The organism is Vagococcus vulneris, assembly GCF_003950515.1.
Taxonomy (GTDB): Bacteria; Bacillota; Bacilli; order Lactobacillales; family Vagococcaceae; genus Vagococcus; species Vagococcus vulneris.
The window spans coordinates 50,766-70,788 of sequence record NZ_NGJS01000011.1 but is presented as its reverse complement, the minus strand read 5'-3'; the positions used below and the strand labels follow the sequence as shown (position 1 = coordinate 70,788).

17 protein-coding genes are annotated in these 20,023 nt (G+C 34.8%); 15 read left to right on the top strand and 2 right to left on the bottom strand.

The genetic code is table 11. The annotated features are described in order from the left end of the window. Positions 1–152 precede the first annotated feature (152 nt). Positions 153–533 (bottom strand): lactoylglutathione lyase, encoded by a 381-nt coding sequence (gene gloA, locus CBF37_RS08400; protein ID WP_125984300.1) that lies wholly within the window; start codon positions 531–533, stop codon positions 153–155. A gap of 164 nt (positions 534–697) precedes the next feature. On the opposite strand from gloA, the gene CBF37_RS08395 reads away from it, so the two are divergent. The 3 genes from CBF37_RS08395 to CBF37_RS08385 are packed head-to-tail and all read left to right on the top strand — an operon-like array spanning position 698 to position 3,717. After that, positions 698–1,657: a glycosyltransferase family 2 protein gene (locus CBF37_RS08395; RefSeq protein ID WP_125984299.1), complete on the top strand. Its 960-nt coding sequence runs from the start codon at positions 698–700 to the stop codon at positions 1,655–1,657. Then, positions 1,641–2,138 (top strand): GtrA family protein, encoded by a 498-nt coding sequence (locus tag CBF37_RS08390; protein ID WP_125984298.1) that lies wholly within the window; start codon positions 1,641–1,643, stop codon positions 2,136–2,138. Before CBF37_RS08395 ends, CBF37_RS08390 begins: the two co-directional genes overlap by 17 nt. 31 nt (positions 2,139–2,169) lie before the next feature. Next, complete coding sequence (locus tag CBF37_RS08385; RefSeq protein WP_125984297.1) at positions 2,170–3,717, top strand: glycosyltransferase family 39 protein; 1,548 nt, start codon at positions 2,170–2,172, stop codon at positions 3,715–3,717. A 33-nt stretch (positions 3,718–3,750) separates the two neighbouring features. Here CBF37_RS08385 and CBF37_RS08380 read toward each other — a convergent pair whose 3' ends face one another. Further along, positions 3,751–4,683 carry a hypothetical protein gene (locus tag CBF37_RS08380; protein WP_125984296.1) on the bottom strand — a complete coding sequence of 311 codons (933 nt, stop codon included), beginning with the start codon at positions 4,681–4,683 and terminating at the stop codon, positions 3,751–3,753. 174 nt (positions 4,684–4,857) lie between these two features. Here CBF37_RS08380 and CBF37_RS08375 point away from each other — a divergent pair, with 174 nt between their 5' ends. The 12 genes from CBF37_RS08375 (at position 4,858) to dnaJ (ending at position 19,988) form a co-directional block, all read left to right on the top strand. After that, entirely contained in the window at positions 4,858–7,587 is a 2,730-nt protein-coding gene (locus CBF37_RS08375; RefSeq protein WP_125984295.1) for a helicase C-terminal domain-containing protein, read from the top strand. Positions 7,588–7,634: 47 nt separating this feature from the next. Then, complete coding sequence (locus CBF37_RS08370) at positions 7,635–8,123, top strand: cell wall elongation regulator TseB-like domain-containing protein (RefSeq protein WP_125984294.1); 489 nt, start codon at positions 7,635–7,637, stop codon at positions 8,121–8,123. A 10-nt stretch (positions 8,124–8,133) separates the two neighbouring features. Further along, entirely contained in the window at positions 8,134–9,327 is a 1,194-nt protein-coding gene (locus CBF37_RS08365) for a pyridoxal phosphate-dependent aminotransferase (RefSeq protein WP_125984293.1), read from the top strand. A 17-nt stretch (positions 9,328–9,344) separates the two neighbouring features. Further along, the gene (asnS, locus tag CBF37_RS08360) at positions 9,345–10,643 is read left to right on the top strand and encodes an asparagine--tRNA ligase (protein ID WP_125984292.1); all 1,299 of its coding nucleotides are present in this window, start codon (positions 9,345–9,347) and stop codon (positions 10,641–10,643) included. A gap of 72 nt (positions 10,644–10,715) precedes the next feature. Then, complete coding sequence (locus CBF37_RS08355; RefSeq protein WP_125984291.1) at positions 10,716–11,675, top strand: Gfo/Idh/MocA family protein; 960 nt, start codon at positions 10,716–10,718, stop codon at positions 11,673–11,675. A gap of 235 nt (positions 11,676–11,910) precedes the next feature. Further along, complete coding sequence (truB, locus tag CBF37_RS08350; protein WP_125984290.1) at positions 11,911–12,828, top strand: tRNA pseudouridine(55) synthase TruB; 918 nt, start codon at positions 11,911–11,913, stop codon at positions 12,826–12,828. A gap of 20 nt (positions 12,829–12,848) precedes the next feature. Further along, positions 12,849–13,796: a bifunctional riboflavin kinase/FAD synthetase gene (locus tag CBF37_RS08345; RefSeq protein WP_125984289.1), complete on the top strand. Its 948-nt coding sequence runs from the start codon at positions 12,849–12,851 to the stop codon at positions 13,794–13,796. Next, positions 13,797–14,933, top strand: coding sequence for a radical SAM family heme chaperone HemW (gene hemW, locus CBF37_RS08340; RefSeq protein WP_125984288.1), 1,137 nt, complete (start codon positions 13,797–13,799; stop codon positions 14,931–14,933). 225 nt (positions 14,934–15,158) lie between these two features. After that, the gene (gene hrcA, locus CBF37_RS08335; RefSeq protein WP_125984287.1) at positions 15,159–16,196 is read left to right on the top strand and encodes a heat-inducible transcriptional repressor HrcA; all 1,038 of its coding nucleotides are present in this window, start codon (positions 15,159–15,161) and stop codon (positions 16,194–16,196) included. Positions 16,197–16,225: 29 nt separating this feature from the next. Next, positions 16,226–16,795: a nucleotide exchange factor GrpE gene (grpE, locus tag CBF37_RS08330; RefSeq protein ID WP_125984286.1), complete on the top strand. Its 570-nt coding sequence runs from the start codon at positions 16,226–16,228 to the stop codon at positions 16,793–16,795. Positions 16,796–16,844: 49 nt separating this feature from the next. After that, positions 16,845–18,677, top strand: a complete 1,833-nt coding sequence (gene dnaK / locus CBF37_RS08325) for a molecular chaperone DnaK (protein WP_125984285.1) — start codon at positions 16,845–16,847, stop codon at positions 18,675–18,677. A gap of 141 nt (positions 18,678–18,818) precedes the next feature. Continuing rightward, complete coding sequence (gene dnaJ, locus CBF37_RS08320) at positions 18,819–19,988, top strand: molecular chaperone DnaJ (protein WP_125984284.1); 1,170 nt, start codon at positions 18,819–18,821, stop codon at positions 19,986–19,988. The last annotated feature ends 35 nt before the right edge of the window (positions 19,989–20,023 follow it).

Here is a 20,023-nt window from a genome sequence, read left to right as displayed (position 1 = left end):
TAAAAACCAATTTGATCACGTCTACTCATATCTTGTTTCTTCAACATTGCAATCAACTCCTTTTCTCTATTTTACCAAGAAAAAAAGACAAAGTATCGGAAACCTGATACTTTGTCTACAATCTGAACTCGCCATTAAGGGCGAGTTTTTTATTAATTATTTTTGGTGCGAATAACTTCAATTTTGTAGCCATCTGGATCAACGACAAAATAGTAAGAAGGAGGAACACCTGGTAGGTTTTTTAAGTCAGTCACGTTCAACCCAGCGGCAGTATGTTTTGCATGTAAACCTTCTAAATCATCTGTCGCAATTGCGATATGACCGTAACCATTGCCTAAATCATAACCTTCATGATCGTAGTTATAAGTTAGTTCTAGTTCATAATCGTCACCAGGTAACGTCATGTAAACCAAAGTAAACTTATTCTCAGGAAAATCACGGCGACGACTTTCTTCAAAGTTAAAGGCAGTTTTATAAAAAGTAATAGACTCCTCTAAATTTTTTACACGTACACATGTATGTGCCATCTTCATAATTATCACTCCTATTGATTTCTTATTTGATAATAACATGTAAAGAGGTGATATTCTAATTATATGATTGTCTAAAAAATTGGAATAGAAAACATACTTGCATATTAAGGAATAAATCAATTATAATTACTATTAGTGTGTAAAGAGATGATAAGGAGAAAGTCATGAGATTAATATCAATATGTATACCGATGTATAACGAGTCTGATAATATTAATGAATTTTATCGACAAATAAATGATACGTTAAAACCTTTAGATCATAAATATAATTTTGAATTTTTATTTATCAATGATGGTAGTATGGATGACAGTGTAGACAAGGTAAGAGAGCTTCGTAAAAATGATAAGCGTGTTAAATTTGTCGATTTATCAAGAAATTATGGTAAAGAGATTGCGATGGCTGCTGGGTTTGATTATGCTCAAGGTGATGCAGTTATTACAATGGATGCAGATTTACAGCATCCACCGAAAACAATTTTGGAAATGGTGAAGTATTGGGAAGAAGGCTATCAAGATGTTTATGGAAAACGTCGTGAGCGTAAAGGTGAGTCCTGGTTTAAGAAAAAATGTTCTGAACTCTATTACAAGATTTTGCGAAAATTTTCAAAAGTTCCAGTCCTTTCAGGGGTAGGCGACTATCGCTTGTTAGATAAGGTGTGTATAAATGGTATTAGACGCATGCGAGAAACGCAACGATATACTAAAGGACTATACATGTGGATTGGATATCGTAAAAAAGAAGTTTTATTTGATGCTGAGGAGCGCTTTTCAGGTGAGACAAAATGGAAATTTACTGATTTAGTTGGCTTGGCTTTAGATGGTATTACATCAAATACAACATTTCCATTAAAAATTTCAACATTTGTAGGTGTTGTTGTTTCACTTATTTCTTTTGTTTATATGATTTTTGTTTTGATTTCGACATTAATTTTCGGAAATAGTGTCCCGGGATATCCTACATTAGTTATTTTAATCCTGTTCTTAGGTGGTTTCCAATTATTATCATTAGGGATTTTAGGCGAATATCTAGGGAAAATATTTATGGAAACAAAAGATCGCCCACTATATTTTATACAGTCATATTGCGATGAGGAAGAGGATATAGATGAAAAAAATAGTTAACCGCGAAACAATTACATATATTATTTTTGGAGCTTTAACAACTGCCGTGTATTTTGTTACGCGTTTTTCTGTTGTGGCGGCAACAGAAAATTCAATGTTTGGAGTGGTGTGTGCTCAAGTAGCTGCGATTCTATTTGCTTTTATCACAAATAAAATTTTTGTGTTCCAGGATCGCAATTGGAAAATAAAGGCTGTTATTTTTCAACTATTTGGTTTTATTGTCGGTCGTTTATTTGTTTTTGGTCTCGATTTAGGGATAACTTATATTACTGTTGATAAATTTCCAGACTTTTTTATTCATTTACTATTCTTTGACAAATTTGATTATCAATCATTCTTCTTTAGTAATCCATTGATGAATAAATTTATTGGTAGTCCATCCCTCTTGAATGAATTTATTTTTGCTTTGTTGGTTCAAGTATTAGCGATAATTATAAATTATATCATCTCTAAAAAAGCTGTTTTTAAAGAAAAAAATTAATTATAGAGATTATTGAAGGGGAGTAAAATCAATGAGAATCAAAGATAAGTTTACCAACAGAATATCAAAATCAACCGTTTATTTAATTCTCTTTTTTGGTGTTTTGTCTAGTTTTTTTTTAGGAATAGTTTCAAAGAATTCACCTTTATATTATTTTAATGATTGGGTGGATGTTAATGCCTTTTTTACAATGGGTCGAGCATGGCATCATGGTTTGATTCCTTATCAGGATTTAGCCGAACAAAAGGGACCTATATTATTTTTTATTTATCGAATAGCAGCAGTTTTTTCTGATAGTTATTTTGGTATTTATATCTTAGAAATTATTAGTTTGACTTGGACATCAATGATTCTATATAAAATTGGTAGACATTTTTTTAATAGTAGAAAAACAATCGCAATGGTGTTGATAAGTTATCTTGTTTTATTAATGTCACCATTTTTTAAACAAGGTGGTGGTGTTGAAGAGCTATCGTTTGTGCCAATTATGTACAGTATTTATTTGATAATAAAGGCGCAAAAACAGCATCTTCATTTATCAGTAGTCGATTATTTTCTTTCTGGCATTGCCTTAGGGTACTTATTCTGGTCTAAATATACAATGATAGGTTCTTGGATTGGTTTTTACTTATCCTTAGCAATTTGTTTGCTGATAAATAAAGATTTTCGTGAGTTGTTAAAAGCAGTCATTTTTTCAATCGTAGGATTTTTAATAGTTACGTTACCAATCGTTATTTATTTTATCGCTGTTAAAGGCTGGAATGCTTTGCTTTTTAACTACTTCTATGTCAATATCTTTTTATATCCTAGTGAATCAAAGTCAGGTCCACTTGGAGCTTTGTTTAATGCGTGTCTTATTTTTGTTGAAAAGATGATGGCAAGTCCAATTACAATTGGCATCTTTTTAATTGGCTTTTTAGCTTTGTTGCTATCACAAAAAATATTGAGTAATAATTATTCTAAATTTATGTATGCTTCGGCATATTTTATGTTAATTATCAGCACTTTCTATGGTGGTAAGGTAAATAATTATTACTTTTTAATCCTTTTACCATTTGGGACGATGACTATTTTATTGCTTATGACTTTTGTTAATGCATCAATTACGAAATTACAATTGTTTTTTGTAGCCATTTTTTGTCTGGTTGTTGTCATTGGTATGTCAGAAAATACCAAGTCTTCAAAATTTTATCCTAGTAATCAATGGGTGACTTTGGATTCAAATGATTCAGAGTATGCACAGGAGAAGTTTGCTAAAATTATCAAAAAGGAAAAAAATCCAACTTTGTTAAATTATGGATTTTTGGATGGTGGTTTTTATGAAGCTGCGGGTATATTACCAAGTGTAAAATACTTTCATAAACAAAATATCGCTTATAATCAACTACCTGAAATGATGGATATTCAAAATAAAGCAGTAAACGAAAAAAAAGTTGACTTTATTGTTGTACGAAATGAGTATCAAAAACCTGTAGAAGAATCAGTTCCTAAAAATATTCGTGAGAATTATCGTCTTGTATCGGAACATAGTCAATTTTTTGAAAGAAAATTAACTTATCGGTTATATAAATTAAAATAAAAAAGTCAGCTTGAAAATCTCAAGCTGACTTTTTTAATTATTATAAAAGGCTAATGAAATCGTTAAATCATAATTGATAAAATCCTTGATTATTCGAATCTGCCCCTTGCTGTTTTGATAGACACGTTTATACGTACCACCTAATATTGTTGCAATAACTTGGATATTTGAGTATTTTTGCAGTAAGAGGTTTGCACGATGAGAATCTTCGACTGCAATGAAACCTAGCATAATATCGTCATTGTCTTCGTCTATTTCATCTAAAGAATTTGTGTTTTTTGAATCATCTGAATGATGTTTAAATTCTTTGTTGATAAAAATTCCAATTCGATTGGTATTTGTTGTGATATCAAATAAGACCTTTGCATATGCATTTGGAAAAGTATTATCATATAATTCAAAAACATTTCGATCTTTATATTCATCAAAATGGCTGATTAAATCTGTATTGGTAATGCCACCGTAATAACTTTTAAAATAGTGCTGGGCCTTTAAGTCTTGTATAGCTTCATTCAGAGTAATTTGCATTTCTCCTTGATACAGTAAAGGTATTTTGCTATGTAAATATTCCTTGTTTTTTATGGAGGACATTTTATCTTTTAATTTGAAAAAAGAAACATTATGATTAGCATTTTTTCTTGGCCTAAAAGTTGTTTCAATCGCACGATTGTCATTGACATTAGGATTAGGTTTTTGTGTATCGAAATCATTGGTTAAGCGTTGCTGGTTACTAAAATATTCAATTAATTTTTTGCGTTGTTGTGTCGCCTTTTTCCTTTTTCTGTAGTTGGTCTGCTGGTAAGTCTGTTTTAATTTTAATTGGAATAAAAGAAAAAAAGCCAACATTAGGGTGACACCGGAAATGAGAGCGTAACCATACCAAAATATTGAATCACTATAGGAGAAAAGGAGGGCTATGACCCACAAAATAGCGACTATCACGCTTGATAGTTTTAAATTTGTCATGTATAGTTCCACCTGTTTTTATAGTTAGTTTTATATAATCTATTTAACCATAAATTATAACTGAAAACAATCAGTCATCGTTATCGAAACATTAATTTGACAGATTTTCTGAAAAATTTAGCACAATATAGTATAATACTAAGGATAACTGACGTGCACGAGGAGAGATTGTAAGTGAATAAAGAATCAATATATGCCGTCGTGGATATTGAGACAACGGGTACTAGTTTGGAACAAGATAAGATAATTCAAATTGGTTGTGTCCTTGTTCAGAATGGTGAGAAGATTAATGAGTTTTCAACGGACTTAAATCCGATGAAAAATATTCCTAAAAGTATAGAGGCACTGACAGGTATTACTAATGCTCAAGTGGCCATGGCACCCTACTTTGAAGATATTGTTTTTTTTCTAAAACAGCAGCTCGAAGACTGTGTGTTTGTCGCTCATAATGCTTATTTTGATTTGTCATTTTTAAATAGTGAATTTCAGCGCTGTGGTGAAAGTCCATTGGCAGTTGAATGTTTAGATACAGTGGAATTAGCGCATGTTTTATTTCCTATGTCGGCAGGGCATCGTGTGTCAGATTTAGCAGAATATCTTGATATTTCTCATGACCAACCGCATCAAGCATTGAGTGACGCAACTGTTACAGCCGATATTTTAATAAAGTTAATAGAAAAATTAATTTCTTTACCAGATATAACGCGTAGCAGTTTAGCTAATTTATCAAAATCATTAGGTATGAATAATCACGACTTTTTTAAAATGTTTTCAGAAAATAAACGTATAGGAAAAAGGGACTATGATGTTTCGTATCACATTATCAGCGATATCGCGTTAAAAAAGCAATCTTATCGTTTCATGGAGCATCGCGAGGAATGCCCGTTAACTTTTCCTAAAACTAATACTGAAAAAATTCAATTATTTGAACCAGAATTTTCATTGCGGAAACCGCAAGTACAAATGATGGATTTGATAGACAAATTTTTAGATGAATCAAAGACTAAAAATATGATTATCCAAGCTGGTACGGGTATAGGAAAATCAATCGGTTATTTATTTCCGATACTTTTGCATGAAAAGGGTCCGCTGGTTGTATCTACATCAACCCTTGTTTTACAAGATCAACTGCTTCAGCAGGAATTACCTAAACTATCACAAATGACAAATTATGATTGGCAAGGTGTTGTTTTAAAAAGCAGTCGCCACTTTATTGATTTATCACGTTTCTCTTCGATAATGCATGAAAAAACTGAACAGAAACAGTATGCATTATATCAAATGGCTTGTTTAGTCTGGTTGTTAGAAACCGATACTGGGGATCTTTCTGAATTAACTTTGAATCAGAATCATGCTTTTTATGAGGATATCTACCATCGCGGATTACCGACATTAAATAAAAAAGATCTATTTTATGACGTGGACTTTTTAAGATATCGCTATCGACAACTTGAATTCGCAGATGTCATTTTGGTTAATCATGCTTTCTTAGTTTCTCAATCAGATCATCAGATTTTTAAAAAAGCTGCTACTTTAGTTATTGACGAAGCGCACCAGCTTTTGCCTACTATCGAGCGTCAAGGTATTGATAAGGTCGCCTTTAAAGAGATTTATATACTAATCAATCAAATGAGTGAATTTTTTCAAGATGAGGACAAGTGGCGTACGGAACCTAATCATCTTTTAGATGAAACGTTGTCGTTGCATCAACTGATGTTGACGGAAATTAAAGAAAGCTGTCAAGTGATTGAAAGGTATCTCATTAAATCATATCGCCTAAATAAACCTTTTATTGAGAATGAATTATTTGAACAATCAGCCGTTAACAGCTGGCCGGTTGATATCAGACGTGAATTGAAGCAATTACTGCGAATGATCAAAGAATTCAGCTTTGTGACCGAGGAAGTTAAACAGTTATTACTGGATCATTATGGTCGAAGTTGGTTTGTTCAGGAGTACTTTAATGCAATTGAACGATTGAGTGAATTGTTCGAATTGACCGACAGATATTTTAAACTAGGTGATGAAACATTAGTTAGGTGGCTGAAACAGATATCTAGTCACCTAGTTTTAGCTGCCTTTGATTATCAATCATTTTCTATAGAAAATACTGCTTGGTATCAATCATTTAAGAAGGTTATCTTTACCGGAGGGACATTGCAGATAGACACGGATAGCACCTATTATGAAACACAATTAAATTTGACACAGGTTGCAAAGTATAAGACAGATGATTTATATGACTATACTACTCAAACAGAATTTCTTGTGTATGATCAAGAAATCGATTTCGGCAATATTCCCGAATTTAGTCGATTGATTAGTCAAATGGTGGATAAATTATGCTCGACAGAAAATTTAAAGCGCATGCTGCTATTGTTTACATCGCATCAAGTGCTTAAAGAAGTTTATCACTTGTTATTACCAGTCTGTCAAAAGCTTGGTATTGATCTTTTAGCTCAAAATATTACTGGGAGTAATGAAAAGATTGTAAAACGCTTTGCAAAAGGAAATCGAGTAATCATTTTAGGCGCAGACAGTTTTTGGGAGGGGATTGATTTAAGCAGTCAGTCTTTAGATGCGATTATTATTACAAAGTTGCCGTTTGATCCACCTAATCGTCCTCTAGTAAAGATCCGAAATGCATATTTAACAGCTCAAGGTGAAAATCCTTTTTATGCTGATGCGCTACCGAAAGCAGGGCTTAGATTAAGGCAAGGTCTAGGAAGATTACTGCGACGAGAATCTGACCGCGGAGTAATGATTGTTTTAGATAATCGTCTGGTTAGTAGCAGTTATCATAAATTGCTTGAATCGTATTTACCTGAACAGCTGACGATAAAAGTGGTTAATCAATTTGGGATGTTAAGATTAACAGAAGAATTTTTTAATAAAACCTCTTAAAAATTTGGCTTTTTCTGATATAATAGTGAAATAAGCGGGGTGACAAATTGAAAAAAAGAAAACAGGAAAAGGTTTTAAAAATAATCACTTCTGTCATAATTATTTTTATTGTCGGCAGTTTTTTGATAATCTGGGCAGGCAATCGTCCGCTTCGTAAAGCACGCAGTGAAGCTAGACAAGTAGCAGCTGAAATTGCCGGGATTCAACGAATGAATGATTTTTATTGGTTTACTAGAGAAAAAACCTATTTTACAGTGCTTGGAACCGATGAAAAAGGCAATAATTTGACTGTTTTCATACCTGATGACGGCAGCGAAGCCGTTATCATGAATCAAGATAAAGGAACGACGGAAGATGAAGTTATACGTTCTATACTAGAAAAGAATAGTTCAGATCATGTAAAGAAAGTTTCGCTCGGTATTCAAAAGGGTAAGCCTGTTTGGGAGATTGTTACTTCTAGTAAAGAACATGGATTAACTTATTATCTCGTAGATTATTCTGATTTAAAAATAGTTGAAGAAATAAAAAATGTATAGGGGTTAGGTAATGGAACTTTCAAAACGAGTCACTCAAATTAAACCGTCTGCTACTCTTGCCGCTGCTGCTAAAGCGCAAAAGTTGAAAGAGCAAGGGATTGATGTGCTTAGCTTGACCTTAGGTGAACCGGATTTTCAAACACCTGAAAGAATCAAAGAAGCAGCTATTTCTGCAATTTCAAACGGACAGGCAAGTTTTTATACAGCCGCCAGTGGTTTGCCCGCATTGATTGATGCAATAGTCAAACGAACAGCAAGCGATTATGGTGTGACCTATCAGACTAATGAGGTTGTTGCGGGGACAGGGGCTAAATTTATTCTATATGCCCTGTTTCAAACTATCCTGAATCCGCTGGATGAAGTGATTATTCCTGTTCCGTATTGGGTTAGTTATGGTGCGCAAGTAGAGCTAGCCGAGGGTGTACCGGTTTTTGTTGAAACTGATCAGCAGAATGATTACAAAGTTACGGTGAAACAGCTGGACGCAGTTTTAACTAAAAAAACAAAAGCTATTATGATTAATACGCCATCAAATCCAACAGGCATGATTTATTCAGCAAAGGAATTGAAATTAATCGGTGATTGGGCTGTTCAACATGGTGTATTGATTATTGCAGATGATATTTATGGTAAACTTGTATATAACGGTCATAGATTTACGCCGATTGTCAGTTTAAGTGAAGCAATACGTCGACAGACGGTTGTTGTCAATGGTGTATCTAAAGCTTACTCAATGACAGGATGGCGAGTCGGGTATGCGCTAGGTAATTCGGAAATCATCAAACAAATGAATAAATTAATCAGCCAATCAACGAGTAATTTAACAACTGTTAGTCAATTTGCTGCTATTGAAGCATTAACTGGTAATCAAGAGAGCGTTGAAGAAATGAGACGTGCGTTTGAGGAACGACTAAACGTTATCTACCCTCTTGTAGCCGCCGTTCCTGGATTTAAAGTTGAAAAACCTCATGGTGCATTTTATTTATACCCTGAGATTTCTGAAACATTGATACAATGTGGCTATGATAGTGTGTCTGATTTTGTGGAGGATTTATTAACAGATGCTCATGTAGCAGTCGTTACTGGCGAAGGATTTGGAACTAAGACCAATATTCGCTTAAGCTATGCATCAGATTTAAATGTACTAAAAGAAGCAGTGAAACGAATTCATGAATTTGTTGAGCATAAAATTAATAATAGATAAATGGATGGAGCGTTAGCATGGAAACAATACAGATTATTGATTCAAAGAATCATGTAGGGGAAACAGTAAAAATTGGAGCTTGGGTTGCAAACAAACGGTCAAGCGGAAAAATTGCTTTTCTACAATTAAGAGATGGAACAGCTTATTTTCAAGGTGTTATCGTAAAAAGTGAAGTAGGTGACGAACTATTTGACTTAGCCAAAAACTTACATCAAGAAACAGCAGTCATGATAACTGGTGAAATACGCGAGGATACTCGTTCTAAGTTTGGTTATGAAATCGGTGTTACCGGTATCGAAGTTATTGGGGAAAGTCACGATTATCCAATCACACCTAAAGAACACGGAACGGATTTTTTAATGGATCATCGTCATTTATGGTTGCGCTCATCGAGACAGCATGCCATTATGCAAGTTAGAAATGAATTAATTCGTGCGACATATGAATTTTTTAATGAGCGTGGATTTATTAAAATTGATCCACCAATCTTAACTGCAAGTGCACCTGAAGGAACTACTGAACTTTTCGAAACGGATTACTTTGGTTCGCCAGCTTATTTATCACAAACGGGTCAATTATACTTAGAAGCTGCTGCTATGGCTTTTGGAAAAGTTTTTTCATTTGGTCCGACTTTCCGTGCAGAAAAATCAAAAACACGCCGTCACTTAACTGAGTTTTGGATGATGGAACCTGAGATGGCTTTCGTGTCACAAGATGAAAGTTTAGAAATTCAGGAGCAATATGTTGCATTTATGATAGAAAAAGTTCTTGAAAATTGTGATTACGCCTTAGACGTTTTGGGACGTGACAAAGAATTACTTAAAAAATATACAGTATTACCGTTTCCTCGTATTTCTTATGATGAAGCTGTTAAACTTCTTCAAGAAAATGGATTCGACGATATAACTTGGGGTGACGATTTTGGTTCGCCTCATGAAACGTTTATTGCTAATCATTATGAAAAACCTGTTTTTATAATGAATTATCCAAAATCAATGAGTCCGTTCTACATGAAGCCACATCCTACACGCGATGATGTTGTTATTCGAGCTGATTTAATTGCACCAGAAGGATATGGTGAAATTATTGGAGGTAGCGAACGAGCAATCGGCTACGATTATATTTTAGAACAAATTGAAAAAGACGGATTAGACCGAAAAGACTATGAATGGTATTTGGATCTGCAAAAATATGGTCCGGTTCCTCACTCAGGTTTCGGTTTAGGTTTAGAGCGTACGGTTACTTGGGTTTGCGGTATTGATCATGTGCGTGAAGCAAGTCCGTTTCCGCGTTTACTTCACCGTATTTATCCATAGATTGAAAATTGAGAGTTCTGACCTGGAGCTAAGTCTCTAGGTCTTTTTTAAACATTTATTGGGGGGACAATAATGATAAAGAATATTGGCGTTGTTGGGACAGGGTGGATTTCCACAGAATTTGTTAACCAAATTGACAAAAAAAAATACACTATTCAAAGTGTTTTCAATCGCAATCCAGTTTCGTTGGAAAAGTTTTTGATTACTCATAAGTTACCGCTTGGTTATACTGATTATGATGACTTTATACAGCAACCAGCTCTTCAAGTCGTATATATAGGTTCACCGAATCAAACACATTATGATTATGCTAAACGGGCTCTTCTAGCTGGTAAACATGTTTTATGTGAAAAGGTTATGGTTCTAACGGGAGAACAGTCGCAGGAGTTGTTTACGATTGCAAAGGAACGAGACCTTGTATTGATGGAAGCAGTTAGTTTGTTCTATATGCCGCTATATCTAAAGGTTCAAGACTTATTGTCTCAGAATATCTTAGGGAAACTCAGCAGTATTAATGTCACATTTGGTAGCTGTAAAGAATTTGATCCAGATAACCGCTTTTTTTCAAAAGAAAAAGGTGGGGGAGCGCTATTTGATATCGGTACATATGCGTTATCAGCGGCTGTCTATTTACTTGGAACTGACACTGAGCTTATTTCAAGTGAAGTCGTCATGTCAGAAACAGATGTGGATGAAAAATCAACAACGATTTTAAAAACGGCCACCGGGGAATTGGCCTCTGTGATGATTTCTTTTAGAGGTAAAATGCCTAAACAGATTATCTTATCCGGTGATCAAGGATATTTGGTCATTAATGAATTTCCAAGAGCTACGACTGGGACAATTTATTTAAATGATGGTGAAGTCGTTGTTTTAAAAGAAGGTGACGGTTACGATGTCTTTAATTATGAAATGGATCAATTAAATGAGTTGGTAAAAACCGGTACATTAAAAGTAGATCATCGTGAAGTAACTAATAGAGTGATTCATTTGATGGATGATATGAGACATGCATGGGATTGGGAGCTGTAGTTTCAATTTCCTGATAGATAATTCTAATATAAACACTGAAAAGCTGCCAGTTACAGGTATTCCTACCTGTAACAGCAGTTTTTTATTGTATTTCCTATGAGATAGCCTTTGACATTAATTACTATCAAAATCTATGGATTTATTTTTTGCTGCTATTTTGTTTGTGAGGATCTTTATCTGCTACTAATAAATTGTGTTATAATAGTAAGGACTTTTTAAAAAGGGAGTATGAAAAATGAATGGAATTATTCCTTTATGGAAACCGCGCGGCATGACAAGTCATGACTGTGTGTTTAAGTTAAGAAAAATTTTGAGAACAAAAAAGGTAGGTCATAGCGGAACATTAGATCCGGATGTTGATGGTGTTCTGCCAATTTGTATCGGACGAGCAACTAAAGTTGTTGAATATCTTCAAGACTCACGGAAAATATACATTGGTGAAATTACATTAGGTTACTCAACTGAAACAGAAGATAAAAGTGGGGCAGTAGTTGAAGAGACCCCTCTTGATTTGAAAATTCCAGAGGAAAAAATTGATGAAATTATGTCACGATTTATCGGCGAAATTAAGCAGAAACCACCCATGTATTCAGCTGTAAAAGTAAATGGCCGTAGATTGTACGACTATGCTCGTGCTGGCGAAACAGTTGAACGGCCTACGAGGTGTGCACAGATTTATTCATATAAAAGAACAAGTTCGTCGATTTATGATGACGTAAAAAAAACGCAATCATGGAAATTTGAAGTCGAATGTGGAAAAGGAACATACGTAAGGACATTAGCCGTAGATACAGGGAAACTTCTTGGAAAGGCTGCCCACATGTCTGACTTGACTCGCATCAGCAGTGGCGGCTTTTACCCTAAAGACAGTGTATCACTTGAGGATGTTAATGAATTGATGAGTGCTGGTAATATAGATGATTGTTTATATCCTTTAGAAACTGCACTAACTGAGTTTACGAGAATTGATATTTCATCTGACCAATATAAGCGAGTGAGGGATGGCTCTGTACTTCCAGATGACTATTTTGGTTTAGTAGATTGGGAAAAACCGGTTGCGATTTTTTACAAAAACTACGCTGTATGTTTGTATGGAAAACATCCACATAAAAATAACTGTATTAAACCGATTAAAGTCTTACGAAATGACTGAATTAGAGGAGAATATAATTGATGAAAGTAATAAAAATACATCACCCTTACTATGCTGACGATATACCAAATAATGATGTCGTTTTGGCTCTCGGGTTTTTCGACGGTGTCCATCGCGGGCATCAAGAAGTAATTAAAATAGCAAAAAAAGAGGCTGACAGAAGAGGCATCAAATTAGCCTTAATGACATTCAATCATCATCCATCAGTTGTTTTTCAAAAGGTAGACATGATGTCAATTAAGTATTTAACAACGGTTAGAGAAAAAGAAGAATTGATGGCATCACTTGGTGTGGATATTCTTTATGTGATTGAATTTACATCTGCATTTGCTAATTTATCACCTCAGGAATTTGTTGATGAGTATATTGTCGGACTACATGCAAAAGCTGCAGTTGCAGGGTTTGATTATACTTACGGAAAGGCTGATATCGCTAATATGCAAACCTTACCTAATTTTGCAAAGGGTCGTTTTGATGTTATCGAAGTTAAAGAGAAAACCGAAGACCACTTAAAAATCAGCTCTACAAATATTCGTGAAATGATGGCAAATGGTGACATGGAAGCTGCTAATCATTTTCTAGGATATATTTATCAAATACATGGAACGGTCGTTCATGGCGATAAGCGCGGAAGATTGTTAGGGTATCCTACAGCAAATGTAAAGCCAACTATTCAATCATTGATTCCTAATGTTGGTGTTTATGCAGTTAAAATCAAAGTTGCTGATCATTGGTATGATGGGATGGCACAAATTGGCTATAATATTACTTTTGAGAAAAATCGACCTATGACGATTGAAGTCAATATACTTGATTTTGATCAAGATATTTATGGTGAAAAGGTTGATGTTAAATGGTATCACTTTTTACGTTCAGAAATGAAATTTGATAGTATGGATGGTTTGATTAATCAATTACGACAAGATGAACAAGACACACGTGAGTTTTTCAAAGGATTGGAGAAATAAATGACATCAGCGTATATTCATATACCTTTTTGTGAGCATATCTGCTTTTACTGTGATTTTAACAAAGTTTTTCTTGAAGGTCAGCCTGTTGATGAGTATATCCAAGCGTTGATTCAAGAAATTAAGTTGACAAAAGAAGTTTATCCATCATCAGATACTGAAACAATTTATATCGGTGGAGGGACACCGACCTCGTTAAGTGCCAGGCAATTAGATGTTCTTCTGGCCGGGATTCGTGAAAACCTGCCATTTAATGAAAAAAATGAATTTACAGTCGAAGCCAATCCAGGGGATTTAACACTTGATAAGCTGAGGGTTTTGCAAAGTTATGGAGTAAATAGGTTGTCAATGGGAGTCCAGTCATTTGATGATCGACTATTAAAGAAAATTGGGCGCAAACATACAGCACAAGATGTTTTTGATACAATGAACCTTTTTGATATTGCTGATTTTCAAAATGTCAGTATAGATTTAATTTTTGCGTTACCCAATCAAACAATGGAAAGTTTTGAAGACACATTAGATAAAGCATTATCCCTTAACTTACCTCATTATTCGTTGTATTCGCTAATTTTAGAGAATAAAACCATGTTTTACAACTGGGCAAGACAAGGTCGATTGCATTTACCAGGAATTGATGTTGAAGGCGATATGTTTGAACGTGCTATTTTTCGGATGACTGAAGCAGGTAGGCAACAGTATGAAATCAGCAATTTTTCTTTACCGGGTAAAGAAAGCAAACATAATTTAGTCTATTGGAATAATGAACATTATTACGGGTTTGGTGCAGGGGCCAGTGGATACTTGGGTGATCGGCGCTATAAGAATCATGGACCTATTCAACACTATCTAAAACCGTTACGAGAAAATAGATTGCCGGTTATCAATGAGGAAAAATTAACACTGATCAATCATATGGAGGAAGAGATGTTTCTTGGACTCCGAAAATTAAAGGGTGTATCGACCCGTCAGTTTGAGAAAAAATTTAATCAGCCTTTTGCTAGCGTGTATGGTGCGATTACAGAACGCTTGATTAAAGATAATTTGTTAAAACAAAACGGAGACTATTTATCACTGACTGATAAAGGTTTAATTCTTGGTAATGATGTGTTTGAAAAGTTTCTATTAAGTAAGTAGGTACAGAAGAAATTCTGTGCTTTTTTTTTATTTATAAAAATAAAATGAAATTATAACTAGTGATTAACCATTAATTTCATGCAGTTTATCCAGCGTTAGCACTCTGATTGATTAAGTGCTAAAAAAAGAGAGATATCTGTTGACAATTATTTATATAGTTGGTATATTAATAAATGTAGTTGGCACTTAACAAATAAGAGTGCCAAAAAAGAGGGTGATGATTAGGTGTTGAGTGACAGACAACTAAGGATTTTTAAATTATTGGTTGATTTGTATACAGATACTAAAAGTCCGATTGGTTCGAATACGTTAAAAAAGAACGGCATTGATGCTAGTTCAGCAACTATTCGAAATGAGCTGGTTAAGCTTGAGGATTTAGGTTTAATCCAGAAGGTCCATTCATCTTCAGGGCGGATGCCATCGATTGAAGGGTATCGTTATTATGTTGATAATTTATTGCAACCATCTCAGTTAGCAATAGATGAGCAGTATGAGATTAGGCAGCTAATGAACAAACCATTCAATGCTGCTGATGAAATCTTATCCTTATCTGCAGAGATACTTTCAAACGTGACGAACTACACCGCTTTTTCTTTAGGACCTGATATCAAAGATCGAACATTGACTGATTTTAAACTAATTCAGTTAAACCCATATCAGTTAATTGCTATTTTAATAACAGATATGCGTTCGGTTGAGAGTCAAGTGTTTACAGTTCCATCTATCCTATCCGCAGATGATTTAACTAAGATGACTAATCTTATTAATGAACGGTTGGTGGGTAGGGATTTAGTAACTGTCTATCAATTATTAAAAACAGAAATACCGTTGATACTTCAACGTTACTTTGCTAATTCAGCAGATATGTTAAAGTTATTCGATACTGTGTTTGCACAGTTGTTTGATGAAGAAGTTTATGTCAGCGGTGGTATCAATTTACTTGATGCAATATCTACAACAGAAGTTAGTCAATTTAAGTCGCTCTATTCATTTTTAAATAATCGGGATCAGATTGTTGAACTGATTTTACCAAGTCAGCGCCATCAGGTTATCCGAATTGGTGATGAATTAGATAATTTTCTTTTAAAAGACATGAGTCTAATTACGACGACTTATACTGTTCAATCACATGGTAGTGGAGTGATAGCACTTCTGGGTCCAACTGCTATGTCATATACAAGATTGTTAGGCTTGTTGGATACAGTGTCGCAACAAGTATCAGAAAATCTTGAAGACTATTATCGCAGTGTTGATCGTACTTAATAACAATCATTGGAAGGAGATGGTTTAAAGTGGCTGAAAAGCATACACAACAACAAGAAAATAATAGCAATAATGATGAATGTGTTGATGAAATAAAAGAATGTGAGTCAGAAGAATGTCAATGTAAACATGACAATTTATCTGATGAAGCAAAAATTAATGAAGTAGAAAATGAATTGAAAGATATGGAAGATAAGTTCTTACGTGCGCAGGCTGAAATTGCTAACATGCGTAACCGCAACAAAAAAGAACGTGAGGACGCCGCTAAATATCGTGCTCAAGATTTGGCAAAATCACTGTTACCAGCACTGGATAATTTGGATCGTGCTTTAGCCATTGAAGCAACGGATGAACATGGAGAAAGCATGAAAAAAGGTATCGAAATGGTAAGAGAAAGTGTGATACATGCACTTAATGAATCAAATGTTGAAGAAATTGAAGCTTTAGGTCAACCTTTCGATCCTAATTTACATCAAGCAGTGCAAACTGTTCCTTGTGAAGACGGACAAGAACCAGACGAAATTGTTCAAATTCTTCAAAAAGGCTATATTTTAAAAGATCGTGTTTTACGTCCAACGATGGTAGTTGTGACACAGTAAAATACGTTAAAATAGAAAAAATAATTTAATTAATAAGGGAGATTTTTATATGTCTAAAATAATCGGTATTGATTTAGGAACTACAAACTCTGCAGTATCTGTCTTAGAAGGTGGAGAAGCAAAAATTATTGCAAATCCGGAAGGAAATCGTACGACACCATCAGTTGTTGCCTTCAAAAATGGTGAAATTCAAGTTGGTGAAGTTGCAAAACGTCAAGCAGTAACTAATCCAAATACTATTTCATCAATTAAACGTCATATGGGTGAAGCTGGGTTTAAAGTTGAAGTTGAAGGAAAGAATTACACTCCTCAAGAAATTTCAGCAATGATTTTACAATATTTAAAAGGTTTCGCGGAAGAATACTTAGGTGATAAAGTAGACAAAGCTGTTATCACTGTACCTGCGTATTTTAATGATGCTCAACGTCAAGCAACTAAAGATGCTGGTAAAATTGCGGGTCTAGAAGTAGAACGTATCGTTAACGAACCAACTGCCGCAGCATTAGCTTATGGTTTAGATAAAACAGATCGTGAAGAAAAAGTCTTAGTATTCGACTTAGGTGGCGGTACATTTGATGTGTCTGTTCTAGAGTTAGGCGACGGAGTCTTTGATGTAATGTCTACTGCCGGTGATAACAATCTAGGTGGGGATGACTTTGATGAAAAAATCATCACATTCTTAGTTGATGAATTTAAGAAAGAAAACGGTATTGATTTATCAAAAGATAAAATGGCTGTTCAACGTTTGAAAGATGCAGCAGAAAAAGCTAAAAAAGACTTGTCTGGTGTAACGAGCACTCAAATCAGCTTACCATTTATTACGGCTGGCGAAGCTGGACCATTGCACTTAGAAGTAACATTAACTCGTGCTAAATTTGATGAATTAACAGCTGACTTAGTTGAACGTACTAAAGTACCAGTTCGTCAAGCAATTAAAGATGCTGGGATTTCTGCTTCTGAATTAGATGAAGTTATCTTAGTTGGTGGTTCTACACGTATTCCAGCTGTTGTTGAAGCTGTTCGTAAAGAAACTAACAAAGAACCAAACAAATCAGTTAACCCTGATGAAGTTGTTGCAATGGGAGCTGCTATTCAAGGAGGCGTTATTTCAGGTGACGTCAAAGATGTTGTCTTATTAGACGTAACGCCATTATCATTAGGTATTGAAACTATGGGCGGTGTATTCACAAAATTAATTGACCGCAATACAACAATTCCAACAAGTAAATCACAAGTATTTTCTACGGCCGCTGATAATCAACCAGCTGTTGATATTCACGTTTTACAAGGTGAACGTCCGATGGCAGCAGACAACAAAACTTTAGGTCGTTTCCAATTAACTGATATTCCAGCTGCTCCACGCGGTGTACCTCAAATTGAAGTATCATTTGATATTGATAAAAATGGTATCGTTAATGTTCGTGCTAAAGATTTAGGTACACAAAAAGAACAAACTATTACAATTAAATCATCATCAGGCTTATCAGATGATGAAATTGAAAAAATGGTTAAAGATGCTGAAGCAAATGCTGAAGCTGATAAAGCTCGTAAAGAAGAAGTTGATTTACGTAATGATGTTGATGCATTATTGTTCTCAGTTGATAAAACTTTAGGTGAATTAGAAGGTAAAGTCGATGCTGATGAAGTTAAGAAAGCTGAAGATGCAAGAGATGAATTAAAAGCTGCAGTTGAAGCAAATGATGTTGAAGCAATGAAAACAAAACGTGATGCTTTAAATGAAATCGTTCAAGCATTAACTGTTAAACTTTATGAACAAGCCGCTCAACAACAAGCACAAGCTAATCCAGAGCAAGCTGAAACTGGTGCTGACGATGTAGTTGACGCTGATTTTGAAGAAATTAATGATGACGACAAAAAATAATCAGTAATAGATTGAAAGAAAGCCAAAGCATTGAGCTTTTGGCTTTTCTTTTCATGATTTATTTGTCAAAAAGCTATCCGATAAAAATATTTTATGGTATGATTTATTGGATTGAGACATCTTTAATGGAGGGTAAACTATATGTCAAAAAGGGATTTTTATGAGGTTTTAGGTGTATCTAAAACAGCAACAGACGATGAAATAAAAAAAGCATATCGTAAATTATCCAAAAAATACCATCCAGATATTAATAAGGAGCCTGATGCTGAACAAAAGTTTAAAGAAATATCTGAAGCTTTTGAAGTATTAAGCGACCCGCAAAAACGAGCTGCGTATGATCAATATGGTCATGCAAGTACTAATCCAAACTTTGGTGCCGGTGGTGCTGGAGGATTTGGCGGATTTGAAGATTTTGGCGGTAGTGGATTTGGTGGTTTTGAGGATATTTTTGAATCATTCTTCGGTGGTGGCGGCGGCAGTCGTTCTAATTCAGCAACCGCACCTCGTCAAGGGTCTGATTTACAATATACGCTTGATTTAACTTTTAATGAAGCAGTTTTCGGTTTAGAAAAAAATATTCGTTACAATCGTGAAGATGAATGTGTCACTTGTCATGGAACAGGTGCCAAACCAGGTACTCACCCTGAAACTTGTCCAAAATGTCAAGGCGCTGGTTCGATTAATGTGGAACGACAAACTCCGCTTGGTCGTATGATGAGTCGTCAAACATGTGATGAATGTCATGGTACTGGTAAAATTATCAAAGAAAAATGTGAAACATGTCATGGATCTGGCCGTATGATGAAGTCTCACCAAGTTAAAGTAACAGTTCCTGCTGGTGTCGAAAGCGGACAACAAATGAGATTAGCTGGACAAGGTGAAGCTGGTTATAACGGTGGGCCATATGGAGACTTATTTGTAATTTTCCGTGTGGAAGATAGTCCGATATTTGAGCGTGAAGGCGCAGAGATTTATTTTAATCAAAAGATTTCTTTTGTGCAAGCAGCTTTAGGTGATGAAATAGAAGTACCAACAGTGCATGGACGTGTCAAATTGAAAATCCCAGCTGGTACTCAAACAGGTACGACTTTCCGATTAAAGGGTAAGGGCGCACCGAAATTAAGAAGTAGCAATAATGGTGATCAACATGTTACGGTAACTATCGAAACACCAACAAGTTTGACTGAAGAGCAAAAGAACGCATTGCGTGAGTTTTCAAAAGTTAGCGGTGGTAAAGACGTTGTGGAGCAAGAAGAAGGATTTTTTGATAAAATGAAAGATGCTTTTGGCGGAAAAAAAAAACGTAAATAATTAAATCAACTTACAATATTCATCAATTTTTGCTG